The following is a 24,504-nucleotide window of genomic DNA, read 5'->3' as shown; positions in this document are numbered from 1 at the left end:
AGGGCCGGGTGACGACCTATGACGATCGAGCGAGCCTCACAGATCTGACCGCCACAGCGGAGCGAGTCCGCAGTTCGGTGGAGGGTGTGATCGAGGGCAAGCCCGAGGTCGTACGGCTTTCGCTGACCGTACTGCTCGCCGAGGGGCATCTTCTGATCGAGGATGTCCCCGGCGTGGGCAAGACCATGCTGGCCAAGGCGCTGGCGCGATCCATCGACTGTTCGGTGCGGCGGATCCAGTTCACGCCCGACCTGCTGCCGTCCGACATCACGGGCGTGTCCATCTGGGACCAGCAGCGCAAGGACTTCGAGTTCAAACCGGGCGCGATCTTCGCGCAGATCGTCATCGGCGACGAGATCAACCGCGCCTCGCCGAAGACCCAGTCCGCGCTCCTGGAGTCCATGGAGGAGCGCCAGGTCACCATCGACGGGCAGACCTATGAGCTGCCCAGCCCCTTCATGGTGGTGGCCACGCAGAACCCGGTCGAGATGGAGGGCACCTACCCGCTGCCCGAGGCCCAGCGCGACCGCTTCATGGCCCGGGTGTCCGTCGGCTACCCCAGCGTGGAGGCCGAGCTGCAGATGCTGGACGTGCACGGCGGGGTGTCCCCGCTGGAGGACCTCCAGCCGGTGGCCCACGCGCACGACATCGTCAAGCTCATCGACGCCGTGCGCGGTGTCCACGTGGCGGAGCCGGTGCGCCGGTACGCGGTGGAGCTGGTCGCGGCCACGCGCATCCACCCGGACCTCAGACTCGGCGCCTCCCCGCGCGCGACGCTGCACCTGCTGCGCGCGGCGAAGGCGTCGGCGGCCCTCAGCGGCCGGGACTACGCGCTGCCGGACGACGTCCAGGCCCTCGCCTCGGCCGTCCTGGCCCACCGTCTGCTGCCCACCGCGCAGGCCCAGCTCAACCGCCGCACCTCCGAGCAGGTCGTCCAGGATATCCTGCAGCGCACCCCGGTGCCCGCGGCGCCCCACCAGCAGAGCGGCTTCGGCGATCTCGGCCGCGGCGCCGTCGCGTACGGCCGGCAGCCGCCGCGGAGGCTGGGATGACCTCCGGCGAGGCCGGCCCGGCCGAAGCGGACCGCGGTGACCACAGCGGGGTCCGCACGGCACTGGCCGGCCTGACGACGCGCGGGCGGTCGTTCCTCGCCGCGGGCGTCGCGGCCGCCGTCTGCGCCTATGTGCTCGGCCAGAGCGATCTGCTGCGCGTCGGGCTGCTGCTCGCCGTGCTGCCACTGGTCTGCGCCACCGTGCTGTACCGCACCCGCTACCGGGTCGCGGCCAGCCGCCGCCTCTCCCCCGCGCGCGTGCCCGCGGGCAGCGAGGCCCGTGTGCACCTGGGGATCGAGAACGTCTCCCGGCTGCCCACCGGACTGCTGATGCTCCAGGACCGGGTGCCCTACGTCCTCGGGCCCCGGCCCCGCTTCGTGCTGGACCGTGTGGAGGCCGGCGGCCGGCGCGAGGTGTCCTACCGGGTGCGCTCGGACCTGCGCGGCCGCTATCCGCTGGGCCCGCTGCAGCTGCGCCTGAGCGACCCGTTCGGCATGTGCGAGCTGACCCGCTCCTTCTCGGCGTACGACGACCTCACCGTCGTCCCGCGCGTGGAGCCGCTGCCGCCGGTCCGCTTCGGCGGCGAGGCGAAGGGGTACGGCGACGGGCGGCAGCGCTCCCTGGCGCTGGCCGGCGAGGACGACGTGATCCCGCGCGGCTACCGCTACGGCGACGACCTGCGCCGGGTGCACTGGCGCTCCACCGCCCGCTACGGCGAACTCATGGTGCGCCGCGAGGAGCAGCCGCAGCGCTCCCGCTGCACCGTGCTGCTGGACACCCGGGGCGACGCCTTCCGGGGCGCGGGCCCCGACTCGGCGTTCGAGTGGGCCGTCTCGGGCGCGGCCTCCGTCCTGGTGCACATGCTGGAGCGGGGCTTCTCCGTACGGCTGCTGACCGACACCGGCTCGTCGGTGCCCGGCGAGGGCGCGGACGGGTTCGCGGGCGCAAGCCAGGAGTCGGCGGACGCCGCCGGGCTGATGATGGACACCCTCGCGGTGATCGACCACTCCGACGGCACCGGCCTGTCGCGCGCGTACGACGTGCTGCGCGGCGGCAACGAGGGACTTCTGATCGCCTTCTTCGGCGACCTGGACGAGGAGCAGGCGGCGGTGGCCGCCCGGATGCGGCAGCGCAGCGGGGGCGCGATCGCCTTCGTGCTGGACGGCGAGACCTGGATGCGGGAGGCGTCGGACGTCCCCGGGCCCCCGACCTCCCGGCAGGAGGAGCGGCTGCACCTGCTGCGCGAGGCCGGCTGGACGGTCCTGGCCGTGCCGCGCGGCGCCTCGCTGGAAGAGATGTGGCGGCAGGCGGACCGGGATCGCAGCGGGCTCGCCGCGGCCGGGGGCGGGGAGGCACGGGGATGAGCGGGCGGACACGGATGGCGCTGTGCGCCGCGGCGGCCACCCTGATGGCGTCCTGCGCCCTGCTGCCGCTGGTCACATCGGTGGGCTGGCTGGTGCAGGCGGCGCTGCTGCTGGCGGTCCAGACCGGGGTGGGCATGCTGACCCGGCGGGTGCCGCTGGCCCGGCCGCTGACCGTGGCGGCCCAGGCCGTCGTCGCGCTGGCGCTGCTGACCCTGGCGTTCGCGAGCAGCCGGGCCGTGCTCGGGGTGGTCCCGGGACCGGAGGCGTTCCGTCACTTCGGCGACCTGCTGCAGGCGGGCGGCGAGGACGTCAGCCACTACTCGGCCCCCGCCCCGCTCACGCCGGGCATCCGGCTGATGCTGGTCGGCGGTGTCCTGGTCATCGGGCTCGCGGTGGACGCCGTCGCGGTGACGTTCCGCAGCGCCGCCCCCGCCGGGCTGCCGCTGCTCGCGCTGTACTCGGTGGCCGCCGGGCTGTCCGACGGGGCGGCGGACGGGCTGTGGTTCGTGGTCGCCGCCGTCGGCTATCTGATGCTGCTGCTGGCCGAGGGACGCGACCGGCTCTCGCAGTGGGGCCGGGTCTTCAGCGGGGCTCCGCGCCACCCCGGCGCGGTGCCGGGCGCGGCGGTGGCCCCGGTGCGCACCGGGCGGCGGATCGGGGCGGTCGCCCTGGGCATCGCCCTGGCGGTGCCGCTGGCCCTGCCCGCCATGAACGACGGCCTGCTCGGCCCGGCGGGCACGGGGATCGGCGCCGGCAGCGGGAACGGCGGGACGATCTCCGCCGTGAACCCGCTGGTGTCGCTGCGCGACAGCCTGAACGTGGAGGAGGACCGCCAGGTCCTGTCCCTGCGGACCGACTCCACCGACATCTCGAACATGTACCTGCGGATCGTGTCCCTCGACGACTTCGACGGCACCACGTGGCAGCCGTCCAAGCGGACCATCGAGGCGGTGCCCGAACCGTTCCCCACCCCCTTCGGGCTGGGTCCGGACATCAAGCGCACCGAGGTCGCGACGACCGTCCGGGCCGCCGACTGGTACGCCCAGAACTGGCTGCCGATGCCGTACCCGCCGAGCGGTGTGCAGATCCCCGGCGACTGGCGGTACGAGCCGCTCGGCATGACGGTCGTCGGCGACCGCCGGCAGACCACGCGCGGCGTCACCTACACCGTGCGCTCCCTGGACGTGCGGCCGACGGCCAAGCAGCTGGCGAGCGCGCCCGAGGCGCCGACCGCGCTGCGGCGCGAGTTCACCCGGCTGCCCGACTCGCTGCCGGACGTGGTCGCCCGCACCGCGCGCGAGGTCACCGAGGGCGCGACCAGCCGGTACGACCAGGCGGTCAAGCTCCAGGACTACTTCTCGCTGACCGGCGGGTTCCAGTACGACACAGCCGTCAAGGTGGGCAGCGGTCCGGGGGCGATAGCCCGCTTCCTGAAGGACAGGGAGGGCTTCTGCGTCCACTTCTCCTTCGCGATGGCGGCGATGGCCCGCTCGCTGGACATCCCGGCCCGGGTCGCGGTCGGCTTCGCCCCCGGCACCCCGCAGGGCGACGGCACGGTGTCGGTCGGGCTCAGGGACGCGCACGCCTGGCCCGAGCTGTACTTCGAGGGCGTGGGCTGGACCCGCTTCGAGCCGACGCCGACCCGTGGTTCGGTGCCGTCGTACACCCAGCCGGACACGTCCAGCAGCGCGCAGCCGGACGAGGCACGCCCCTCGCAGTCGGCGAGCGAGGCGCCCTCCCCGTCCGCGTCGGAGAGCGACAGCTGCGCGGGCCGGCGCCCGGAGCTGTGCGCGAGCGAGTCCACGGCGCCGGCCGCCGGCTCGGACGACGACGGCCCCCGCTGGTACGTGGCGTCGGCCTGGGCGCTCGGCGGGCTGCTGGCCCTGCTGATCCCGCTGGCCCCGGCGCTGTGGCGGCTGCGGACCCGAACGGTCCGGCTCGGCGGGCACGGCCGGTCGGACGAGGAGACGGCCCTGCACACCCTCGCGGTCTGGCAGGAACTGACCGACATGGCGTGGGACTTCGGGATCGCGCCGGACGACAGCCGGACACCGCGCGGGACCGCGGCCCGGATCGTCCGGCTCGGCCGACTCGATCCTCCGGCCGCGGAGGCGGTCCACCGCGTCGCGGACGCGGTGGAGCAGGTCCTCTACGCACCGACTCCCCGTCCGGTGGCCGGCCTGGCGGAGGAGGTCCGCGGGGTCCGCGCCGACCTGGCGTCGAAGGTGAGCTGGACGACCCGGGTGCGGGCGCTGCTCGCCCCGCGTTCGACCGTGCGGGTGGCCTGGGTCCTGTCGGAGCGCTGGACGGCCCTGAAGCAGCGCGCCTCGGCAGCCCGGCCGACCTGGCGGCGGCCGTCAGCGCCTGGTCAGCGGGGGTGACGGCCGGCTCGGCCGGGAGCGCGGCGCCGGGTGGGCGCGAGGGCGGGCGGCCCGGCGCCCCGCGCACCGGGCAGGCCGGGCGCCCCGCCCGCCGGTGGGGTCAGGATCGCTGAGGGCATACGTCAGGGGGTGACCACCATCCGGTGGTCACCCCCTGCTGTCGTCACGGGAGCGGCGGCTAGTGGCCGCCCTGCTCGTCCCGGCGGCGCTGCCAGCGCTGCTCGATCCTGTCCATCACGGAGCGCCTCTGGCGGGCGGGCCGGCCTGCGGGCGGGCCGCCCGCGGGCTGCTCGCCCGGCTTGGGGGCCTTGCGCCAGCCGGTCACGGCGAGGACCGCACAGCCCAGCATCACCAGGAAGCCCACCACACTGAGCCACACCTGCTTGGCGACCATTCCAGCCATGAGGAGCGCGATACCTACGAGGAAGCCCGCGACCGCCTGGTAGACCCGTCGCCGGGTGTACGTGCGCAGCCCGCTTCCCTCAAGCGCTGTCGCGAACTTCGGATCTTCGGCGTACAGCGCTCGCTCCATCTGCTCGAGCATGCGCTGCTCGTGCTCCGAGAGCGGCACGGAGTCCTCCTCATCGTGCAGTCGCCGGGGCGACCCGGGGGGTCCCTTCAGGATAGGCAGGGAATCGCCCCCGTGAAACCCGCCCCTCTACGCCAATTGGCCAACCGGGCCCCGGCATGGCGCCCCGGCTCACTGAGACCTACTTTCCCCAGCGGCCGACCCGTCATGCCGGAACGGTCTCCCCCGATCATACGGCGCCGGGCGCCCGGACGGGGGGCCTGTGGCGTACTCCATGTGCGGCCAAGTCCCTGATCAAGGCATGCCCGGCGGGGTGAACGCGGAGGGCGGCTCAGGCGCCGGCCGTCTCCGGCGTCTCGCCGAGCACATGGAGCTGGGTGGCCACCGACTGGAACGCGGGCAGCTCGGCCGCCGCCTCCTCCAGCTTGAGCAGCGCCTCCAGCGCACCGGGCTCGGTGTCCACGAGCACGCCCGGCACGAGGTCGGCGAAGACCCGCACCCCGTGCACGGCGCCGACCCGCAGGCCCGCGTCCTCGACGAGTCCGGTGAGCTGCTCGGCCGTGAAGCGCCGGGGCACCGGGTCGCCCTGGCCCCAGCGCCCGTCGGGGTCCTCCAGGGCCCGCTTGGCCTCCGTGAAGTGGCCGGCGAGGGCCCGGGACAGCACCGCGCCGCCGAGCCCCGCGGCGAGCAGGCTGAGCACGCCCTCGGCCCGCAGCGCGGCCACCGCGTTGCGCAGGCCCTCGGCGGGGTCGTCGACGTACTCGAGCACGCCGTGGCACAGCACGACGTCGTACGCGCCGCGCTCGGCCACGTCGAACAGGCCGTGGGCGTCGCCCTGGACGCCCTGCACGCGGTCCGCGACATCGGCCTCGGCGGCGCGCCGCTCCAGGGCGAAGAGCGCGTTGGGGCTGGGGTCGACGACGGTGACGCGGTGCCCCAGGCGAGCCAGGGGCACGGCGAAGTTGCCGCTGCCGCCCCCGGTGTCCAGGACGTCCAGCGCGGGGCGGCCCGTGGCCTTGATCCGGCGATCCAGCGCGTCCTGGAGGACCTCCCAGACCACGGCGGTGCGCAGAGCGGCGCGGGACCGGGAGGGGCCGGAGCGCGCTGTCCCCTGGGGGTGCTGGGCGGAGACGGGCGGGCGCATCGGGTCCGACACGGCGATTGACTCCTCGGCGCGGGACCGCCGTCTGCACGGCGGAGCGAACGGTCTGCCTCACCGGGCCGGATGACGGGCGCGGGAAGGCTGCAGGCACCTCCCACCCTATTGCCTCCCGGGCTCCGGACGGCCATCGCGGTGCCGCGCCGACCCGGGCGTCCCGCCCACCGGACTCCCCCGCCGGACTCCCCCGCCGACCAGGGCCGCCGTACTCCCGAGGGACCGGCGGGGGCCGGTCCACGGGTCTCACCCCGCGTCCGGCATCTCCGCGGAGCGTGGGCCGTCGGCCGGGTCGGCGTCGGTGTCCTGGCGGGGCTGGGGCAGGACCGGCTGGAGCACCAGCATCCGCTCGACGAGGCGCAGGAACATCGCCACGTCGCGTATCAGGTCGTCGGCCTCCCGGCGGCCGGCCGCGCCCCGGATACCGGCCTCGGCGCGGGCGCGGCGCTCGGCACCGGAGGCGAACAGCGCGCTCCACTCGGCCAGTTCGGGCGCTATCTCGGGGAGCACCTCCCAGGCGCTGCGGATCCTGGCCCGGCGCCTGGGCGTGGCCTCCGGGCGGCCGCGTGCGGCGAGTACGGCGGCGGCGACGCGCAGGGCGGCCAGGTGGGCCGTGGCGTAGCGCTCGTTCGGGGTCTCGAGGACGGTGGCCTCGTCCAGCCCGGCGCGGGCCTGGGCGAGCAGGTCGAGGGCGGCGGGCGGGGCCGTGGCCCTGCGGAGCACCGGGTGGACATCGCCGGCGGGGCCGGTCAGTGAGGGGGCAGGGCCGGTGGCGCGGCGCCGGCGGGCGGCGGCTGCGTGCGAGCTGGCCATGACGAACCTCCTGTCGTCTGTGTGACGGCATGCCCCGATACGGGATGCCGTATGTGCCCATCGTGGGGTACGGCACTGACAATCCGTTCCGACCTGGGGTTTTGCCTCGCTCGCAAGTTCGGGATACCTTTTGCACTGACCAGTCAGTTCAAAAAGAATGAGGGGGCGGGGATGGGGGGAACCGTGACAACCGACGGCGTCACGGCCCGGGATCTCGGGCTTCGGGGACCGCGCGGGTGGGCGTTCCGCGCGGTCTCCTTCGAGGCCGGGCCCGGTTCGCTGATCACGATCGAGGGGCCGTCCGGCAGCGGCCGTACGTGTCTTCTGCTGGCCCTCACGGGGCGGATGAAACCCACCGAGGGCACGGCGGTGGTCGACGGGACGGAACTGCCCCGGCGGATGGCGGCGGTGCGGCGCGTCAGCGCCCTCGCCCATGTGCCCGGGGTGACCGACCTCGACCCGGCCCTGACCGTCGCCGAGCACCTGCGGGAACGCGCGCTGCTCCAGTGGCGGTTCGGCGACTCGCTGCGGGCGCTGCTGCGCCCGCGCCACGAGGGGCGGGAGGAGCGGCGGCAGCGGATCGACGGCGCCCTGACCGCCGCGGGCCTGGACCTGGAGTCCCTGCCCAAGGGCGCGCGTACCGCCGTACGCGACCTGGAGCGGGCGGAGGCGCTGCGGCTGTCCCTGGCGCTCGCGCTCGTCGCGCGCCCGCGCGTGCTCGGCGTCGACGACACCGACATGAAGCTCTCGGACGCCGAACGCGCCGAGGTCTGGGCGCTGCTGAAGTCGGTCGCCGAGTCCGGGACCACGGTCCTGGCGGTGTGCCGCGAGGCCCCGGAGGGCACGGTGCGGGTGTCCACCACGGGCGCGGACGGGGCCACCGGAGAAGACGGGGACCGGGACGAGGACGGGACCGACGGAAAGGAGGCCGCCGATGCGCTCACCCAGGCTGGCCGCGCTTGAGCTGCGGCGCTTCGGCCGGGGGAAGCTCCCCCGTGCCGCGCTGGTCGCCCTGCTGGTGCTGCCCCTGCTGTACGGCGCCCTGTACCTGTGGTCCTTCTGGGACCCGTACGGCCGCCTCGACCGCATCCCCGTCGCCCTGGTGAACGAGGACACGGGGACGACCGTGCGCGGGAAGAAGCTCACGGCGGGCGACGACATCACCGAGGGGCTCCACGAGAGCGACGTCTTCGACTGGCGCGAGGTGAGTGCCGACGAGGCCGAGAGGGGCGTCGAGGACGGCACCTACTACCTGTCGCTGACCATGCCGTCCGACTTCAGCGAGCGGATCGCCTCCAGTGCCGGCAAGAGCCCGGAGACGGGCGCCCTGCAGGTGCGGACGAACGACGCCAACAACTACATCGTCGGGCAGATCTCCCGGACGGTGTTCAGCGAGGTGCGCGACGCGGCGTCCACCAAGGCGTCCCGGTCGTTCCTGGACCGGATCTTCGTGTCGTTCTCCGACATCCACGGCGAGACCGTGAAGGCCGCGAACGGCGCCGACAAGCTCGAGGGCGGCATCGGCAAGGCCGAGAAGGGCTCCAAGGACCTCGCCGAGGGGCTCAAGGACGCCAAGGACGGCAGCGGCAAGCTGTCGTCGGGTCTGAAGCGGCTCGACAAGGGTGCGCGGGACCTGGAGGACGGCTCGCGGCGGGTCGCCGCCGGCACCCGGACGCTGGCCGACAAGGTCAACGCCGTCGACAAGAAGGTCGGCCCGTTCCTGGCGGACAACGAGAAGACCATCGGCGACACCGCCCGGCTGGTCTCCGACTCCTCGGGCGCCCTCCGTGACAACCTCGACGACCTCGTCGAGCGCGCGCCGGGAGCCGCCAAGGGCGCCCACGCCGCCTCCGACGTCCTGGACACGGTCTACCGGGAGCGCTGCGAGGACGCCGTCCTGCCCGACCCGGTCTGCGCCGACCTGAAGAAGGCCAAGCAGTCGGCGGCGGACGTGGCGACGATCGCGGACGACCTGAACACCCTGATCGCCGATCAGCACGGCGATCTGAAGAAACTCGACAAGCACCTCGCCACGCTCCAGAAGCAGGCCGACGCCCTCGCCGAGCGCGCGCCCCGCCTCTCGGAGGACCTCGACGACGCCGTCAGCCGGATCAACAAGCTGAACGACGGGGCCGCGAAGGTCGCCGCCGGGGCCAGGAAGCTGCACACGGGACTCGGCACGGCGAGGACCGGCGCCGTGGATCTGGACACCGGTGTGGGCCGGCTGAAGTCGGGCGCGTACGACCTGAACGGCGGCATGTACAAGCTGGTCGACGGCTCCGGCAAGCTCTCGAACGGGCTGCACGAGGGTGCCGGGAAGATCCCCGACTACGACAAGAAGGACCGCGACCAGCGCACCGAGGTGATGGCCGACCCGGTCCAGCTCGTCTCCCGGGACCTGCACAAGGCGCCCAACTACGGCACCGGCTTCGCCCCGTACTTCATCCCGCTGTCCCTGTGGGTGGGCGCGATGGTGGCGTACATGCTGATCGCGCCGATGAACCGGCGCGCGCTCGCCGCGGGCGCCTCGGCGTGGCGGATCGCGCTGGCGGGCTGGCTGCCCGTGGTCGCCATCGGTGTGCTGCAGACCGTGGCGCTGATGTCCGTGCTGCACTGGGCGGTCGGGCTCCAGATGGCGCGGGCGGCCGGGACGGTGGGCTTCCTCTTCCTGGTCACGGCGTGCTTCGCGGCGATCGTGCAGTGGCTGAACGCCCGCTTCGGCGCGGCCGGACGGATCCTCGTCCTGGCGCTGCTGATGCTCCAGCTCACGTCCGCGGGCGGCACCTACCCGGTGCAGACCAGCCCGGGCTTCTTCAACGCCCTGCACCCGTTCCTGCCGATGACCTACGTCGTCGAGGCGCTGCGCCGGCTCATCACGGGCGGCGGTCTGCAGCCGGTGTGGACCGGATGCCTGGTCCTGGCCGCCTTCACGGCCGGCGCCCTGGCGCTGACCGCGCTGTCGGCCCGCCGCCGGCAGGTGTGGACACTCGACCGGCTGCACCCGGAGCTGAGCCTGTGAGCGGGCGCGGGACAATCGGGGCCATGGAAAGCAGCAGCGCCGCGTCGGGCGGCAGCACGCGCCGTGAGGCCACCCGACAGAAGCTCTACGAGGCGGCCGTCACGCTCATCGCCGAACAAGGCTTCTCCGCCACCACGGTGGACGAGATCGCCGAGCGTGCCGGGGTGGCGAAGGGCACCGTCTACTACAACTTCGCCAGCAAGTCGGTCCTCTTCGAGGAGTTGCTGCGGCACGGGGTCGGCCTGCTCACGGCCTCCCTGCGGGACGCGGCCGAGACGACTGCCCGCGAGGGCGGGAGCAGGGTGGACGCGCTCGACGCGATGGTCCGCGCGGGGCTGGTCTTCATCGACCGCTACCCGTCGTTCACCCAGCTCTACGTCGCCGAGCTGTGGCGGACCAACCGCGCCTGGCAGTCCACGCTGATGGTGGTCCGGCAGCAGGCCGTGGCGGTCGTCGAGGGCGTGCTGCGCGAGGGCGTGGAGGGCGGCGAGTTCAGCGACGAGATCGACATCCCGCTGACCGCCGCCGCCCTGGTCGGCATGGTGCTGGTGGCCGCGCTGGACTGGAAGTCGTTCCAGCCGGAGCGCTCCCTGGACGACGTCCACGCGGCGCTGTCCCGGCTGCTGCAGGGCCGGGTGAGCGGGCGCCGCTGAGCCCCGCACCGGCACGCGCACACGAAAGCGCCGGTCCGTGACGGCCGCGTCCCCCGCGGGCCGTCACCGGACCGGCGCCTCCTCGTGCACCCCCGTGCTCCCCCGTTCCCCCTGGACCCCCGTTCGGTCCGTCCCCCGGGTCCCCCGGTCTCGCTCCCGCCGACGCCGGGCCGGCGGAAGGAGCGGGTCCGGGGCCGCTCCGTTCCGGCGCCCCGTGTCGCCGGTGCCGGAGCCGGTCCCCTTCTCCGTGCCTCCACTCTCCCGTCCGGGCAGGTCGCGCCCCATCCGCGCGCGTACTCATCCAGCCCCCTAGGTACGGGTACTCAGAGCTGCGCGCCGGACCTCATGACCCGCCGTCGCCGACTGGCTACGATCCCCTGCGTGTCCGTACTCCCTCTGGTGTTCACAAGCGGCTGGGCCAGCGGCGTCAACGCGTACGCGGTGGTCCTGCTCCTCGGCATATTCGGCGCGACCGGGCTGAGCGACGACGTCCCCGACGCCCTGCAGCGCCCGGACGTCCTGATCGCGGCCGGTGTGCTGTTCCTGTGCGAGGCCGTCGCCGACAAGATCCCGTACGTGGACTCGGCCTGGGACGCGGCGCACACCGTGATCCGCCCGGTGTCCGGCGCGGTCGTCGCCGCGCTGCTCGCCGGTCAGAGCGGATCGGTGCCGGAGCTCGCGGCGGGCGCGCTCGGCGGTTCCACGGCGCTGGTCAGCCATCTGGTCAAGGCCGGGACGCGGATGGCGGTCAACAGCTCCCCCGAGCCCTTCAGCAACATCGTGGTGAGCCTCGCCGAGGACCTCGGGGTGGCCGCGCTCCTCACCTTCGCGATCTTCCACCCGGTCGCGGCCGCCGTCATCACGGGCGCCCTGCTGCTGGCCGGGGTGCTGCTGCTGTCCTTCCTCGTCTCGCGCATCCGCCGCTTCCTGCGTCGCCGGGCCGAGCGGCGGGCCGAGAAGCGCCCGGCACGCACCGCCGTGACCCGGCGCCCCGGCTGAGCTGCGGCGGATCCCGGCGGTCCGGTGGTCGGCGGCGGCCGATAAGGTCCCCTCCATGGCACGGATTGCGGTGATCGGCGCCGGGATGGGCGCCCTTGCGGCCGCGGCCCGGCTGGCCGTCGCGGGCCACCGGGTGGCGGTGTACGAGCGGACGGAGACGTACGGCGGAGCGGTGCGCCGCTTCGAGCGCGACGGCTTCGCCTTCGACACGGGCCCCGGTCTGCTCCCGCTGCCCGCCGTGTACCGCGACCTGTTCGTCAAGACCGGCAAGGAGCCGCTGGAGGAGTGCGTCGACCTCGTCCAGGTCGACCCCTCCGCGCGGCACCTCTTCGCAGACGGCTCCGAGGCCGCGCTGCCGAACGCCTCACGCGCGGGCGTCGTCTCGGCCCTGGACGAGGCTCTGGGCGCCGGAGCGGGGCGCCGCTGGGGCGACTTCCTGGTCCGCGCCCGCGAGACCTGGGACCGCACCCGCAGACCGCTGCTGGAGGAGCCCCTGTGGCCCGACTGGCAGGTGCTGGCCGGCCGTGAGCCCTACCCGTCGGTCCCCCACAAGCGGCTGCTGCGCACCCGCCGCGCCGGCACCCTCGCCGAGGTCGGCGCCTGGGAGCTGCGCGACCCCCGGCTGGCCGCCCTCCTGGAGAGCCACGCCCTCGCGTACGGCCTCGATCCCCGCGAGGCTCCGGCGAACGCGGCGGTGCTGCCGTACATGGAGCACGCCTTCGGGACCTGGTATGTGCGCGGCGGTATGCGGGAGTTGGCGCGGGCGGTGTACGAGCGGTGCGTGGCCCGCCGGGTCGCGTTCCACTTCGGCGCGCGGGTCGCGGCGGTCCCGGAGAAGGACGGCCGGGCGGCCGGGCTGGAGCTGGCCGACGGGACGGCGGTGGAGGCCGATCTCGTGGTGAGCGGGGTCGCGCCGGGCGTACTGGACCGGCTGGTGCGGGGCACGGCGGTGCGCGCCGAGGGCGAGGTCCCGCCGAGGCACGCGGCCCCGAGCCGGCTGACGGTGCTGCTGGCCCTGCGGGGCGGCCGCCCGGACGGCACGGCGCACCGCACGGTGGTGCACGCCGAGGACCGGGACGCCGAGCTGGACGCCCTGTTCGGGGCCGCCGCGGGCATGGCGGCGCGCCCCACGGTCTCGGTGCTGCGGCCCGGCGACCCGGCTCTGGTCCCGGACGCCGGTCATGAGGCGGTCACGCTCGTGGCGACGGTGCCGGCCGGGTCCGGCGGCGGTTCCGCCGAGGAGACGGCCCGGTGTGCGGACGCCCTGGTCACCGTCGCCGAGCGGGCGGTGCCCGATCTGCGGGAGCGCCTGCTGTGGCGCGAGGTCCTGACCCCCGCCGACGTCGCGGAGGCGACGGGCGCGGAGGGCGGCGCGGTTCCGGCTCCGGCGCTGGCCGCCGCGGAGGGGCGGATGCTGCACGCCTCCAACAGCACGGCCCTGGCAGGGCTGTTCACGGTCGGCGGCTGGTCGCACCCCGGCGGCGGGCTTCCGCACGCGGGCATGTCCGGCGCGCTGGTGGCCGGGCTGATCGTGGAAGGGCCTCAGTTCCAGGGCTCCCGGTGAGCCGGGCGTGAGCCCCGGTGCGCGGCCCCGTCAGAAACGGTACTGCTCGTCGTAACCCGGGCCCTGCTGCTGCCCGTTGCCCTGGTAGGGGTACTGCTGCTCGGGCGGGAGCTCGGCGCCGTACTCGTCGGTGCGCTGCTGCGGGACCCAGACACCGCCGGGCGGGGTGCCCTCGGGGTAGGTGCCGGTGGCGTACGGGTCCTGCCCGTAGAACTGCTGGCCGTACTGCTGCTGCCCGTAGGCGTCGTACGAGGCGCCGCCGTAGGTCTGGGTGCCGATGTACGGGTCGGAGTAGGCGGCGTACTGCTGCTGGCCGTTCGCGTCGTAGCCGTACTGCTGCTGGTCGTACCCGGCGTAGCCGTCGTACGAGTAGCTCTGGTCGGCGGTGGCGTACTGCTCCTGGGACTGGCCCGCGTCGGCGTAGCCCTGCTGCTGGGCGGCCGCGTAGGCGGCGTCGCTGTACACGCCGTAGGAGCCGGTGTCCTCCGGCAGGGGCTGCGGCTCGTAGACGGCGGTGGACTCGGCGGCCGCGTCCCGGCCGCCGCGCGCGGGCGTGAAGACGTCGTCGTGGTCGTAGTCGTCGGTGCCGTAGGCGGCCTGGTCGCGGCCGTGGTCGGCGCCGTCGTCCATGTAGCCGTCGGCGGCCTCCAGGTCGGAGACCTCCAGGGTCGGCTCCTGGCGGTCGGCCTCGTCGCGGCGGCGCCTGGCGCCCAGCGGGCCGAGGGCCGGCGCGGACACCGCCCAGCCTGCGGAGAAGCCGCGGCGGAACGACAGCGTGACGTAGGTCTGCCCGATCGCGAACGCCGCGGCGCCCACTCCGATGACGATCACGGACTGCGTGAGCACGCCGAGGACGACGCCGAGGAAGCCGACGAAGGCGACCAGCCGCCAGCGCAGCCGCGCTTTGTACTGCAGCAGCACCTCACCGAGCAGCCACAGCGCGACGACGCCGAACGCGATGTAGAGGACCGTCAAGCCCATGTACGCCCCTCTCCCAGTGGCCGCCTACGCAGTGTGACGTATATCAGGACGACCGGTCTAGGCCTGCGGTGGGTGGTGCAGGCCCAGGTTCTCGTGGATTTCCAGTGTCGCCGTGGAGTTGTTGAGCGTGATGAAGTGCAGTCCGGGCACTCCCTCGGCCAGCAGCCGTGCGCAGAACTCGGTGGCGAACTCGATACCGATGGAGCGTACCGCCGCGGGATCGTCCTTCGCTGTGAGGATCCGCTCTCTCAGGGCGTCCGGGAACTCGGCGTTGGTGAGGGAGGGGATCCGTTCCAGCGTCCGCACGCCGGCGATGGGCATGATCTCCGGGATGATCGGGGTGTCGCAGCCGGCGGCGGCGACCCGGTCGCGCAGCCGCAGATAGTCCTCCGGATCGAAGAACATCTGCGTGATCGCGTAGTCGGCGCCGGCACGGCACTTGTCGACGAAGTGCCGCACGTCGGTGTCCCGGTCGGCGGAGCGCGGGTGCATCGCCGGGAAGGCCGCGACGCCGACGCAGAAGTCCCCCGACGCCTTGATCAGCTCGACGAGTTCGGCGGCGTAGGTGAGGCCGCGGGGGTGCGGCACCCAGTCGCCCAGCGGGTCGCCCGGCGGGTCGCCGCGCAGGGCCAGCATGTTGCGGATCCCCGCGTCGGCGTACTGCCCGATGATGTTCCGCAGGTCGGCCACCGAGTGGTCGACGGCGGTGAGGTGGGCGATCGGCGTGAGCGTGGTGTCCGAGGCGATGGCCTCGGTCGCCTTGACGGTGCCGGCGCGCGTGGAGCCCCCGGCGCCGTACGTCACCGAGACGAAGTCGGGCCGGACGGCCTCGACCCTGCGCAGCGCGTTCCACAGGTTCCGCTCGCCCTTCGGGGTCTTGGGGGCGTAGAACTCGAAGGAATACGTCGTCTTGCCGGTCGCGAGCATCTCGCGCACGGTACGAGCGTGGTCCGACCTGATGGATGCGGTGCCGAGGGCCATACTCGCAGGTTAACCAGGGGTACCCGGTCCCCCAACCGGACGCCGGACATTTGCCCGATTTGTCGCGTCCCTGTCCATCCCTTGGACAGATCGGGACGGAAAAGCGCCCCGCACGGCCCCCGAGATCCTCGGACGCCCACCATCCGAGACGCCGCGGTGCGGAAAATGAGACGAGCCGGTTCAGTCCTGCTTCAGTCGCCCGGCGAACTCGGCCGCGGCCGCGCCCGGGTCGTCCGCCTCCGTGAGGGCCCGTACCACGACGACCCGGCGGGCTCCGGCCTCCAGCACCTGGTCGAGGTTGCCGAGGTCGATGCCGCCGATGGCGAACCAGGGACGCTCGGTGCCGAGGGCGGCGGTGTGGCGGACCAGGTCGAGACCGGGGGCGGGCCGGCCGGGCTTGGTCGGGGTGGGCCAGCAGGGGCCGGTGCAGAAGTAGTCGACGCCCTCCTGGACGGCCGCCGCGGTGGCCTCCGCCTCGGTGTGCGTGGAGCGGCCTATCAGGACGTCGGGGCCGAGGACCGCCCGGGCGGCCGGGACGGGCAGGTCGCCCTGGCCCAGGTGGAGGACGTCGGAGCCGGCGGCATGGGCCACGTCGGCCCGGTCGTTGACCGCGAGGAGCTTGCCGTGCCGGGCGCACGCCTCGGCGAGGACCCTCAGGTGCTCCAGCTCCTCGGCGGCCTCCATGCCCTTGTCGCGCAGCTGCACGATGTCGACGCCACCGGCGAGCACGGCGTCCAGGAACTCCGCGAGGTCGCCCTGGCGCCTGCGGGCGTCGGTGCACAGGTACAGCCGGGCGTCGGCGAGTTGCGCGCGGGCGGTGTCGGACATGCGGAGCCCCCTGGGGTCGGTGGTGCCGGGTGCCGGGCGGGTGCCGGACGCTGGCACGGTACCGGGAGCCGTCGCCGCGGTCCGGCGGCGGGCACGGGTGCACCGCGGGGCGCGGGATACGGACGCCGCGCCCGGGGCGTGCGCCTGCCGGCCGGCGCCCCGGGCCGCGTGTCGTACGCGACCCGGGACCGGCCGGAGGGGCGATGTACGGGCGGTCAGACGGCGAGCGCCTGGGCGCGGCGCTTCACCTCCGTGCCGCGGTTCTCGCTGAGGGCCTGCGCGGGCGTGCCGGGCAGGGAGGGGTCGGGAGTGAAGAGCCACTCCAGCATCTCTTCGTCCGTGAAGCCGTCGTCCCGCAGGAGCGTCAGGGTCCCGGTCAGGCCCTTGACGACCTTGTCCCCGTCGATGAAGGCGGCGGGGACGTGCAGCGCGCGGTTCTCACCCCGGCGTACGGCGATGAGCTGGCCCTCCTTGACCAGCTGCCGGACGCGGGTCACCTCGACGCCGAGCATCTCGGCGATGTCGGGGACGGTGAGCCAGGCGGGGACGAGAGCATCGATCTTTGCGTCAATCTCGGTCACGGGAACAAGCCTGCCATCTGGCACCGACAGTCGGAAGTCAGGCCGGTCCGGCCGGGCGCGGCCGCCTGCCCCCGCGTCACACCGACGCCGCCTTCAGGGGCCGCGCGGGGTCCGTCAGCAGCGAGGCGTCCATCGGCGTGCCCGCCTCGATCAGCCGCCGTCCCTGGGCGAGGTCCCGGGGCCGGCCCACCGCCAGGAGGGCGGCCAGCCGCCCCTCGCGCAGCCAGCACACCGACCAGGCGGGGCCGGCCGGGTCGCCGCGCCACAGCAGCGTGTCGGCGCCCGGGTGGTGTCCGGCGTACTGCACGAACCGGCCGAACTGCTCGGACCAGAAGTAGGGCACGGGGTCGTAGCGCGCGGTGGTCTCGCCGAGGATGTCGGCGGCGACCGTGCGGGGCCCCTGGAGGGCGTTGTCCCAGTGGTGGACCAGCAGCCGCTCGCCGTAGCGCCCGGACGGGAAGGAGGCGCAGTCGCCGACCGCGTACACGTCCGGCGCGGAGGTGCGCAGCCGGTCGTCGGCCAGCACCTCGCCGTGCGCGCCGAGCGCGATGTCCGAGCCGGTGAGCCAGGCGGTGGCGGGCCGGGCCCCGATGCCGACGACGACGGCGCCGGCGGGCACGCGCGTGCCGTCGCCCAGGACGACGGCGCCCTGTTCGACGCGCTCCACGCGCGTGCCGGTGCGCAGCACGGCCCCGCTGTCCGCGTACCAGGCGGCCATCGGCTCGGCCACCTCGGCGGGCAGGGCGCCCGCGAGCGGCCGCTCGGCGGCCTCCACGACGGTCACCGCGCAGCCCGCCTCCCGGGCGGCGGTGGTGAACTCGGCTCCGATCCAGCCCGCGCCGACGACCACGACGTCGTGCTGCCGGGCGAGCACCGGGCGCAGCCGCTCGGCGTCGTCCAGGGTGCGCAGCAGGTGCACGCCGGGGACGCCCTCGGTGCCGGGCAGCCGCAGCGGTTCGGCGCCGGTGGCGAGGACCAGCGCGTCGTAGGGGACGGGCCCGGTCTCGGTGTCCAGGACGCGGTCGGCGGTGCGGACGCCCAGCACCTCGCAGCCGAGCCGCAGTTCGACGCCGAGCGCCTCGAAGTCGACGTCGAAGGCGGAGCCCTCGGCGGTGCCGAGCAGCACGGCCTTGGACAGGGGCGGGCGGTCGTACGGCTGGTGGGGCTCGGCGCCGATCAGGGTGATCGTCCCCGTGAAGCCCTTCTCGCGCAGGGCGACCGCCGTCTGCACACCGGCCATGCCGGCGCCGGCGACGACCACGGACCGCTGCGACTGGGTGGTTGGCTCGCTCACCTGATCACCATAGACACGTGACGTGCCGTCAGTCAGGACGCGGGACCTGCTCGACCACACTGGTGCCGCTGCCCGGCTGCGACTCCCACTCCCAGGTCTCCGTCAGCCGCACGCGCCCGTCGGGGAGTTCGCCCACCGTGGACACGCAGTGGCCCGAGGAGGTCGTGCCGTCCCGCTTGAGCTGCACGTACCGGAAGTCCAGCCGGTCGCCGTCCCGGGTGCCGACGAGGTGCCCGCGCACCACGTCGCCGCCGCTGTACTCGGCCCAGACCACGCCGTCCTGCTCGTGGTACGTGAACCGGGTGCGCGTCCCCACCTGCCCCGGCGCCTGGTCGGCGACGGGGGCGAGGACGAGACCGTCGAGCGAGCGGGCCATGCGGGGAGGCTCCCTTACCGATACCTGGGACTGCGGGCTAGGGTGGCCACCGTAGAGCACTCGCGGGAGCCCGGACGCACCGGGCTGAGAGGGAGGCTGGCGGCCTCCGACCGTACGAACCTGATCCGGGTCATGCCGGCGAAGGGAGGGGCTGGACGCCCATGTCCTCACGTACGTCAGACGTCCTCGTCGTCGGGGGCGGGATCATCGGCCTGGTCACGGCGTGGCGGGCCGCGCAGCGCGGGTTCGCCACGGCCGTGGCGGACCCGGAGCCGGGTGGCGGGGCCGCCCAGGTGGCGGCCGGGATGCTGGCCGCGGTCACCGAACTCCACTACGGGGAACAGACCCTGCTCGCCCTGAACCTCGACTCGGCCCGCCGCTATCCGGACTTCGCGGCCGAGCTCGCCGACCTCACCGGACACCCCCTCGGCTACCGCCGGTGCGGCACGCTGGCCGTGGCCCTCGACGCGGACGACCGCGCCCACCTGCGGGAGCTGCACGCCCTGCAGACCCGTTCGGGGCTGGACTCCGAGTGGCTGACCGGGCGGGAGTGCCGGCGCCTGGAGCCGATGCTCGCGCCCGGAGTGCGCGGCGGGCTGCGGGTGGACGGCGACCACCAGATCGACCCCCGGCTGCTCACCGGGGCGCTGCTGGAGGCGTGCGAGCGGGCCGGTGTGACCTTCCACCGGGCCTGGGCCGGGCGCCTGGACGTCACGGCGGACCGGGCGACGGGGGTCACCACCACGGACGGCACGGCGCTGCGCGCGGACCGGGTGGTCCTCGCGGCCGGCAGTCGGAGCGGCCGGCTCGCGGGCGTCCCGGACGCCGTACGGCCGCCCGTGCGGCCCGTGAAGGGGCAGGTGCTGCGGCTGACCGTGCCGCAGGGCCTCGCGCCGTTCCTGAGCCGGACGGTGCGGGCGATGGTGCGGGGCAGCCAGGTGTACCTGGTGCCGCGCGAGAGCGGGGAGCTGGTCGTCGGGGCGACGAGCGAGGAGCTGGGCTGGGACACCACGGTGACCGCCGGCGGCGTGTACGAGCTGCTGCGCGACGCCCATGAGCTGGTGCCCGGCCTCACCGAGCTGCCGCTGGCCGAGACCCGGGCGGGCCTGCGCCCCGCCTCCCCCGACAACGCGCCGCTGCTCGGCCCGACCGCCCTGGACGGGCTGCTGCTCGCCACCGGGCACCACCGCAACGGCGTGCTCCTCGCGCCGGTCACCGGGGACGTCCTGGCGCACGTCCTGACCACCGGTGAACTGCCGGACGTGGCCCGTGACTTCACGCCGCTGCGGTTCGCCGCCGCCCCCCAGGAGCAGCCGGCATGAACATCTCGCTCAACGGGGAGTTGCGGCGGGTCGCCCCCGGCACGGCGCTCGACGACGCCGTCCGGCTGCTCACCGCGGCCCCCTCCGGGGTGGCCGCCGCCCTGAACGAGACCGTCGTCCCGCGCGCGCAGTGGCCGTCGACGCCGCTGCGCGAGGGGGACCGCGTCGAAGTCCTGACCGCCGTGCAAGGAGGCTGACCATGGCCGACGACCCCCTCGTCATCGGGGACCTGTCCCTCACCTCGCGGCTGATCATGGGCACGGGCGGGGCGCCCAGCCTGGACGTGCTGGAGCGGGCACTCGTGGCGTCCGGGACGGAGCTGACGACCGTCGCGATGCGGCGGGTGGACCCTTCGGTGCACGGCTCGGTCCTCTCCGTGCTCGACCGGCTCGGCATCCGGGTGCTGCCGAACACCGCGGGGTGCTTCACCGCGGGCGAGGCGGTGCTGACGGCCCGCCTCGCCCGCGAGGCGCTCGGCACGGACCTGGTCAAGCTGGAGGTCATCGCCGACGAGCGGACCCTGCTGCCGGACCCGGTCGAGCTGCTGGACGCGGCGGAGACCCTGGTCGACGACGGGTTCACGGTGCTGCCGTACACCAACGACGACCCGGTGCTGGCGCGCAGGCTGGAGGACGCCGGGTGCGCGGCGGTCATGCCGCTGGGCTCCCCCATCGGCTCCGGGCTCGGCATCCGCAATCCGCACAACTTCGCGCTGATCGTGGAGCACGCGCGCGTGCCGGTGATCCTGGACGCGGGAGCCGGGACGGCCTCGGACGCGGCGCTCGCGATGGAGCTGGGCTGCGCGGGCGTGATGCTCGCCTCGGCGGTGACGCGGGCCCAGGAGCCGGTGCTGATGGCCGACGCGATGCGGCACGCGGTGGAGGCGGGCCGGCTGGCCCGCCGGGCGGGCCGGATCCCCCGGCGGCACTTCGCCGAGGCGTCCTCCCCGGTGGACGGCCTGGCGCGGCTGGATCCGGAGCGGCCGGCCTTCTGAACGTGCGTTCGATCAAGGCGCCCGGAGGGTGAGGCGTCCGTCACAGGACGGTCGCAGTCCCGCCCCGATCCCGGCCGGACCGGACGGGGTGTCGGTGTCGGCTCGTACACTCCCCTGCGTGGATACGACCCTTCAGGACCCTCTGGTCGGGCAGGTGCTCGACGGCCGGTATCGCGTGGACGCGCGGATCGCGGTCGGCGGGATGGCCACGGTCTACCGGGCCCTGGACACCCGCCTCGACCGCGTGCTCGCGCTCAAGGTGATGCATCCGGCGCTGGCGGTGGACGGGGCGTTCGTCGAGCGGTTCATCCGGGAGGCGAAGTCCGTCGCCCGGCTGGCCCATCCGAACGTGGTGCAGGTCTTCGACCAGGGCGCCGACGGGTCGTACGTCTATCTCGCGATGGAGTACATCGCCGGCTGCACCCTGCGGGACGTCCTGCGCGAGCGCGGGGCGCTCCAGCCGCGGGCCGCGCTCGACATCCTGGAGCCGGTGCTCGCCGCGCTCGGCGCCGCGCACCGGGCCGGGTTCGTGCACCGGGACATGAAGCCGGAGAACGTGCTGATAGGGGACGACGGCCGGGTCAAGGTCGCCGACTTCGGCCTGGTGCGCTCGGTGGACACCGTGACCAGCACCACCGGGGCCGTCCTCGGCACCGTCTCGTATCTCGCGCCCGAGCAGATAGAGCAGCCGGGCGCCGCCGACGCCCGTGTCGACGTGTACGCCTGCGGTGTCGTCCTGTACGAGATGCTGACCGGCGGGAAGCCGCACGACGGGGACTCACCCGCCGTGGTGCTCTACAAGCACCTGCACGAGGACGTCCCGCCGCCCTCCGCGGTGGTGCCGGGCCTGGCCTACGAGCTCGACGCGCTGGTCGCCTCCGCCACCGCCCGCACCCCGGGCGTCCGTCCGTACGACGCCGTGACCCTGCTCGCGCAGGCCCGAGTGGCGCGCGCGGCCCTCACCGACGAGCAGCTGGACGCGATGCCCCCGCAGGCGCTGTCCGGCGGGCACGACAAAGCCGACGACCGCACGAGCGTGATCCCGCGCGGGCTCACCGCGGCCCGGCCGCTGCCGGTCGACGGGGACGGTCCGGTCGACCGCACCAGCCGCCTGGAGATGCCGCCGCCCCCGCCGTCCGGGCCGCCCCGCGCGCGGGCTTCGCGCCGGCCGCGCGGCCCCCTGGTCGTGGTGGCCGCCGTGCTGCTGGCCCTGGGTCTGGGCGCGGGCATCTGGTACATCAACTCCGGCCAGTTCACCGAGGTCCCGCCGCTGCTGTCGAAGACCGAGGCGCAGGCCCGGGACCGTCTGGAGCAGGACGGGCTCGACGTCGGCCGGGTGCGGCGGGCGTACAGCGACACTTTCGACCGCGGCACCGTCGTCGGCACGGACCCGGAGCCGGGCGCCCGCATCCGGCAGAACGACTCCGTGGACCTGGTCGTCTCCCTCGGCCCGCGGACGGTGAAGGTGCCGGATCTGCGGGACCGCCCGCTCGCCGAGGCGCGGGCCGCGCTGAAGGACCGCGGCCTGGAGCCGGGCATGGTGACGCGCGAGTTCGACGACGAGATCGCGCGCGGCTCCGTGATCTCCTCGTCCCCCGGCGACGGTGCCACGGTCCGCTCAGGCTCCGCGGTCGCGCTCACCGTCAGCAAGGGCAGCCCGGTCGACATCCCGGACGTCACCGGCGCCGGCGAGGAGGACGCGCGGGCCGAGCTGGAGGAGGCCGGACTGAAGGTGAAGATCGCGCCCGCCCGGGTCAACTCCGAGTTCGACGCGGGCCAGGTCGCCCGGCAGTCGCCGCGCGAGGGCCTCCAGGCGGCCGAGGGCGACACCGTCACGCTGACCCTCTCCAAGGGGCCGGAGATGATCGAGGTCCCGGACGTCGTCGGAGAGAGCGTCGACGACGCCACGGACCGCCTGGCGGCCGCCGGTTTCGAGGTCGACGAGGACCGCGGGCTGCTCGGCCTGTTCGGGGACACGGTCAAGAAGCAGTCCGTGAAAGGCGGCGACACGGCGCCCAAGGGGTCGACGATCACCATCACCATCCGGTGAGGCGATCCCCTGGACGCCGACCGCCGGCGGGACGGCCCCGGTCACCGGGCGGGTGACCGGACATTTGCCCCGGCGTGGCACCCTGGACCGGTGAGAAGTCAGCAGTTCGCCACCCCCCTCCCCGGCCCCTCCCGCAATCCTGTCGGCGGCCATGTCCCCGTGGCCGGCGGTCTCAGCTCCGTCGGTCTCGCCTACGCCCGTGACCTGAAGGCCGAGACGGTCCAGGTCTTCGTCGCCAACCCCCGGGGGTGGGCGACCCCGGCCGGCAACCCTCGCCAGGACGAGGAGTTCCGGGCCGCCTGCGCCGCCGAGTCGATACCGGCGTACGTGCACGCCCCGTACCTGATCAACTTCGGCTCGCACACCGAGGCGACCGTCGAGAGGTCGGTGGAGTCGCTGCGGCACTCGCTGCGGCGCGGCCGGGAGATCGGGGCGCTCGGCGTGGTGGTGCACACGGGCAGCGCGACCGGCGGCCGGGACCGCTCCGTCGCCCTGAAGCAGGTCCGCGAGCACCTGCTGCCGCTGCTCGACGAGCTGACCCACGACGACGACCCGTTCCTGCTGCTGGAGTCCACCGCCGGGCAGGGCTCCTCGCTGTGCTCGCGGACCTGGGACTTCGGGCCGTACTTCGAGGCCCTGGACGCCCATCCGAAGCTGGGGGTCTGCCTGGACACCTGCCACATCTACGCGGCCGGCCACGACCTCACCGGCCCCTCCGGGATGCACCAGACCCTGGACCTGCTGGTGGACACGGTCGGCGAGGGCCGGCTGAAGCTGATCCACGCCAACGACTCCAAGGACGTCGTCGGCGCGCACAAGGACCGGCACGAGAACATCGGCGCGGGGCACATCGGGGAGGACCCGTTCCGCGCGCTGATGACCCACCCGGCGACCGCGGGTGTTCCGCTGATCATCGAGACCCCCGGCGGCATGCAGGGGCACGCGGCGGACGTGGAGCGGCTGAAGAAACTCCGCGACGGCTGACCCGCACAGGAATACCCCCAGGGGGTATGTGGTTCTGTGGAGCGAGAAGCGGAACCGCGCGTCAGGGGGCGTCATGGAACATCAGGCACACGCGTCACACGTTCATCACCACCACGAGGCGGCAGCCGCCGGCGGCGGGTGGCAGACCGCCGTCCGGGCCACGCTGCACTGCCTCACCGGCTGCGCCATCGGCGAGGTGCTGGGCATGGTGATCGGCACCGCGCTCGGCTGGAGCGCCGTGCCGACCCTGGTCCTGGCGATCGTCCTGGCCTTCTTCTTCGGCTACGCGCTCACGCTGCGCGGCGTCCTCAGGGCGGGCCTCGGACTGGGCGCCGCCGTGAAGGTGGCGCTGGCCGCCGACACCCTGTCCATCGCGGTGATGGAGCTGGTCGACAACGGCGTGATCGTGCTGTGGCCGGGCGCCATGGACGCCGGGCTCGGCGACCCGCTGTTCTGGTGGGTGCTGGCGATCGCGCTGGCCGTCGCCTTCGCCCTCACCACTCCGGTCAACAAGTGGATGATCGGCCGGGGCCGCGGGCACGCGGTGGTGCACCAGTACCACTGAGTCCCGTCCGCGCCAGGA

General features: G+C 74.3%; 23 protein-coding genes and 1 riboswitch. Of the genes, 14 read left to right on the top strand and 9 right to left on the bottom strand.

The genetic code is table 11. The features are described 5' to 3' along the window. Positions 1–8: 8 nt before the first annotated feature. The 3 genes from ABZ899_RS08590 to ABZ899_RS08580 are packed head-to-tail and all read left to right on the top strand — an operon-like array spanning position 9 to position 4,797. On the top strand, positions 9–1,052 hold the full coding sequence (locus tag ABZ899_RS08590) for a MoxR family ATPase (protein WP_361342700.1): 1,044 nt from the start codon (positions 9–11) through the stop codon (positions 1,050–1,052). Next, positions 1,049–2,416, top strand: coding sequence for a DUF58 domain-containing protein (locus tag ABZ899_RS08585; protein WP_361342697.1), 1,368 nt, complete (start codon positions 1,049–1,051; stop codon positions 2,414–2,416). Before ABZ899_RS08590 ends, ABZ899_RS08585 begins: the two co-directional genes overlap by 4 nt. Beyond that, entirely contained in the window at positions 2,413–4,797 is a 2,385-nt protein-coding gene (locus ABZ899_RS08580; protein WP_361342695.1) for a DUF3488 and transglutaminase-like domain-containing protein, read from the top strand. Before ABZ899_RS08585 ends, ABZ899_RS08580 begins: the two co-directional genes overlap by 4 nt. Before the next feature lie 178 nt (positions 4,798–4,975). Here ABZ899_RS08580 and ABZ899_RS08575 read toward each other — a convergent pair whose 3' ends face one another. The 3 genes from ABZ899_RS08575 to ABZ899_RS08565 form a co-directional block, all read right to left on the bottom strand. Then, positions 4,976–5,368 (bottom strand): DUF3040 domain-containing protein, encoded by a 393-nt coding sequence (locus ABZ899_RS08575; protein WP_361342692.1) that lies wholly within the window; start codon positions 5,366–5,368, stop codon positions 4,976–4,978. A gap of 289 nt (positions 5,369–5,657) precedes the next feature. After that, positions 5,658–6,482: a methyltransferase gene (locus ABZ899_RS08570; protein ID WP_361342689.1), complete on the bottom strand. Its 825-nt coding sequence runs from the start codon at positions 6,480–6,482 to the stop codon at positions 5,658–5,660. A gap of 246 nt (positions 6,483–6,728) precedes the next feature. Further along, positions 6,729–7,295, bottom strand: a complete 567-nt coding sequence (locus ABZ899_RS08565) for an SAV_6107 family HEPN domain-containing protein (protein ID WP_361342686.1) — start codon at positions 7,293–7,295, stop codon at positions 6,729–6,731. Positions 7,296–7,466: 171 nt separating this feature from the next. Here ABZ899_RS08565 and ABZ899_RS08560 point away from each other — a divergent pair, with 171 nt between their 5' ends. The 5 genes from ABZ899_RS08560 to ABZ899_RS08540 all read left to right on the top strand — a co-directional run bounded on the left by ABZ899_RS08560 (position 7,467) and on the right by ABZ899_RS08540 (position 13,530). Continuing rightward, positions 7,467–8,258, top strand: a complete 792-nt coding sequence (locus tag ABZ899_RS08560) for an ATP-binding cassette domain-containing protein (RefSeq protein ID WP_361342683.1) — start codon at positions 7,467–7,469, stop codon at positions 8,256–8,258. Next, positions 8,230–10,314 carry a YhgE/Pip domain-containing protein gene (locus tag ABZ899_RS08555; protein WP_361342680.1) on the top strand — a complete coding sequence of 695 codons (2,085 nt, stop codon included), beginning with the start codon at positions 8,230–8,232 and terminating at the stop codon, positions 10,312–10,314. Before ABZ899_RS08560 ends, ABZ899_RS08555 begins: the two co-directional genes overlap by 29 nt. 23 nt (positions 10,315–10,337) lie before the next feature. Then, positions 10,338–10,967 (top strand): helix-turn-helix domain-containing protein, encoded by a 630-nt coding sequence (locus ABZ899_RS08550; RefSeq protein ID WP_361342677.1) that lies wholly within the window; start codon positions 10,338–10,340, stop codon positions 10,965–10,967. A 381-nt stretch (positions 10,968–11,348) separates the two neighbouring features. Then, entirely contained in the window at positions 11,349–11,966 is a 618-nt protein-coding gene (locus ABZ899_RS08545; protein ID WP_361342674.1) for a DUF4126 domain-containing protein, read from the top strand. Positions 11,967–12,021: 55 nt separating this feature from the next. Continuing rightward, entirely contained in the window at positions 12,022–13,530 is a 1,509-nt protein-coding gene (locus ABZ899_RS08540) for an NAD(P)/FAD-dependent oxidoreductase (RefSeq protein WP_361342671.1), read from the top strand. A gap of 30 nt (positions 13,531–13,560) precedes the next feature. On the opposite strand, the gene ABZ899_RS08535 is transcribed toward ABZ899_RS08540, so the two are convergent. From ABZ899_RS08535 to ABZ899_RS08510, 6 genes are all read right to left on the bottom strand, one after another. Then, positions 13,561–14,511, bottom strand: coding sequence for a hypothetical protein (locus tag ABZ899_RS08535; protein WP_361342669.1), 951 nt, complete (start codon positions 14,509–14,511; stop codon positions 13,561–13,563). A 57-nt stretch (positions 14,512–14,568) separates the two neighbouring features. After that, positions 14,569–15,492 carry a methylenetetrahydrofolate reductase [NAD(P)H] gene (gene metF, locus ABZ899_RS08530; protein WP_361342666.1) on the bottom strand — a complete coding sequence of 308 codons (924 nt, stop codon included), beginning with the start codon at positions 15,490–15,492 and terminating at the stop codon, positions 14,569–14,571. Positions 15,493–15,672: 180 nt separating this feature from the next. Then, positions 15,673–16,320, bottom strand: coding sequence for a thiamine phosphate synthase (thiE, locus tag ABZ899_RS08525; RefSeq protein WP_361342663.1), 648 nt, complete (start codon positions 16,318–16,320; stop codon positions 15,673–15,675). A gap of 215 nt (positions 16,321–16,535) precedes the next feature. Further along, on the bottom strand, positions 16,536–16,901 hold the full coding sequence (locus ABZ899_RS08520; RefSeq protein WP_361342661.1) for an Rv2175c family DNA-binding protein: 366 nt from the start codon (positions 16,899–16,901) through the stop codon (positions 16,536–16,538). 76 nt (positions 16,902–16,977) lie between these two features. Beyond that, positions 16,978–18,162 carry an FAD-dependent oxidoreductase gene (locus tag ABZ899_RS08515; protein ID WP_361343547.1) on the bottom strand — a complete coding sequence of 395 codons (1,185 nt, stop codon included), beginning with the start codon at positions 18,160–18,162 and terminating at the stop codon, positions 16,978–16,980. 61 nt (positions 18,163–18,223) lie between these two features. After that, positions 18,224–18,571: a hypothetical protein gene (locus tag ABZ899_RS08510; protein ID WP_361342658.1), complete on the bottom strand. Its 348-nt coding sequence runs from the start codon at positions 18,569–18,571 to the stop codon at positions 18,224–18,226. Between the two features lie 52 nt (positions 18,572–18,623). Then, positions 18,624–18,735: riboswitch (TPP riboswitch) on the top strand. Here ABZ899_RS08510 and thiO point away from each other — a divergent pair. The 6 genes from thiO (at position 18,733) to ABZ899_RS08480 (ending at position 24,486) form a co-directional block, all read left to right on the top strand. Then, positions 18,733–19,893 carry a glycine oxidase ThiO gene (gene thiO, locus ABZ899_RS08505; RefSeq protein WP_361342655.1) on the top strand — a complete coding sequence of 387 codons (1,161 nt, stop codon included), beginning with the start codon at positions 18,733–18,735 and terminating at the stop codon, positions 19,891–19,893. Its footprint overlaps the riboswitch before it by 3 nt. Next, positions 19,890–20,090 carry a sulfur carrier protein ThiS gene (thiS, locus tag ABZ899_RS08500; protein ID WP_361342652.1) on the top strand — a complete coding sequence of 67 codons (201 nt, stop codon included), beginning with the start codon at positions 19,890–19,892 and terminating at the stop codon, positions 20,088–20,090. Before thiO ends, thiS begins: the two co-directional genes overlap by 4 nt. A 2-nt stretch (positions 20,091–20,092) precedes the next feature. Next, entirely contained in the window at positions 20,093–20,887 is a 795-nt protein-coding gene (locus ABZ899_RS08495; RefSeq protein ID WP_361342649.1) for a thiazole synthase, read from the top strand. A gap of 118 nt (positions 20,888–21,005) precedes the next feature. Beyond that, a complete protein-coding gene (gene pknB, locus ABZ899_RS08490) occupies positions 21,006–22,937 on the top strand; it encodes a Stk1 family PASTA domain-containing Ser/Thr kinase (protein WP_361342647.1) in 1,932 nt (643 codons plus the stop codon). Between the two features lie 90 nt (positions 22,938–23,027). Continuing rightward, positions 23,028–23,921, top strand: a complete 894-nt coding sequence (locus ABZ899_RS08485) for a deoxyribonuclease IV (RefSeq protein ID WP_361342644.1) — start codon at positions 23,028–23,030, stop codon at positions 23,919–23,921. Positions 23,922–23,994: 73 nt separating this feature from the next. Then, positions 23,995–24,486, top strand: a complete 492-nt coding sequence (locus tag ABZ899_RS08480; RefSeq protein ID WP_361342641.1) for a DUF4396 domain-containing protein — start codon at positions 23,995–23,997, stop codon at positions 24,484–24,486. Positions 24,487–24,504 lie beyond the last annotated feature (18 nt).

This window comes from Streptomyces sp. NPDC046859 (genome assembly GCF_040645135.1).
In the GTDB taxonomy this organism is placed as follows: Bacteria; Actinomycetota; Actinomycetes; order Streptomycetales; family Streptomycetaceae; genus Streptomyces.
The sequence above is the reverse complement of the archived record's forward strand: the minus strand, read 5'-3'. Positions and strand labels throughout refer to the sequence as shown.

Bases quoted from the DNA above. Each gene is read 5' to 3' on its own strand.
- thiE (WP_361342663.1), bottom strand. From the start codon at position 16,320: ATGTCCGACACCGCCCGCGCGCAACTCGCCGACGCCCGGCTGTACCTG.
- metF (WP_361342666.1), bottom strand. From the start codon at position 15,492: ATGGCCCTCGGCACCGCATCCATCAGGTCGGACCACGCTCGTACCGTG.
- ABZ899_RS08555 (WP_361342680.1), top strand. From the start codon at position 8,230: ATGCGCTCACCCAGGCTGGCCGCGCTTGAGCTGCGGCGCTTCGGCCGG.
- ABZ899_RS08585 (WP_361342697.1), top strand. From the start codon at position 1,049: ATGACCTCCGGCGAGGCCGGCCCGGCCGAAGCGGACCGCGGTGACCAC.
- ABZ899_RS08560 (WP_361342683.1), top strand. From the start codon at position 7,467: ATGGGGGGAACCGTGACAACCGACGGCGTCACGGCCCGGGATCTCGGG.
- ABZ899_RS08535 (WP_361342669.1), bottom strand. From the start codon at position 14,511: ATGGGCTTGACGGTCCTCTACATCGCGTTCGGCGTCGTCGCGCTGTGG.
- thiO (WP_361342655.1), top strand. From the start codon at position 18,733: ATGTCCTCACGTACGTCAGACGTCCTCGTCGTCGGGGGCGGGATCATC.
- ABZ899_RS08580 (WP_361342695.1), top strand. From the start codon at position 2,413: ATGAGCGGGCGGACACGGATGGCGCTGTGCGCCGCGGCGGCCACCCTG.
- ABZ899_RS08550 (WP_361342677.1), top strand. From the start codon at position 10,338: ATGGAAAGCAGCAGCGCCGCGTCGGGCGGCAGCACGCGCCGTGAGGCC.
- ABZ899_RS08565 (WP_361342686.1), bottom strand. From the start codon at position 7,295: ATGGCCAGCTCGCACGCAGCCGCCGCCCGCCGGCGCCGCGCCACCGGC.
- ABZ899_RS08495 (WP_361342649.1), top strand. From the start codon at position 20,093: ATGGCCGACGACCCCCTCGTCATCGGGGACCTGTCCCTCACCTCGCGG.
- thiS (WP_361342652.1), top strand. From the start codon at position 19,890: ATGAACATCTCGCTCAACGGGGAGTTGCGGCGGGTCGCCCCCGGCACG.
- ABZ899_RS08510 (WP_361342658.1), bottom strand. From the start codon at position 18,571: ATGGCCCGCTCGCTCGACGGTCTCGTCCTCGCCCCCGTCGCCGACCAG.
- ABZ899_RS08540 (WP_361342671.1), top strand. From the start codon at position 12,022: ATGGCACGGATTGCGGTGATCGGCGCCGGGATGGGCGCCCTTGCGGCC.
- ABZ899_RS08480 (WP_361342641.1), top strand. From the start codon at position 23,995: ATGGAACATCAGGCACACGCGTCACACGTTCATCACCACCACGAGGCG.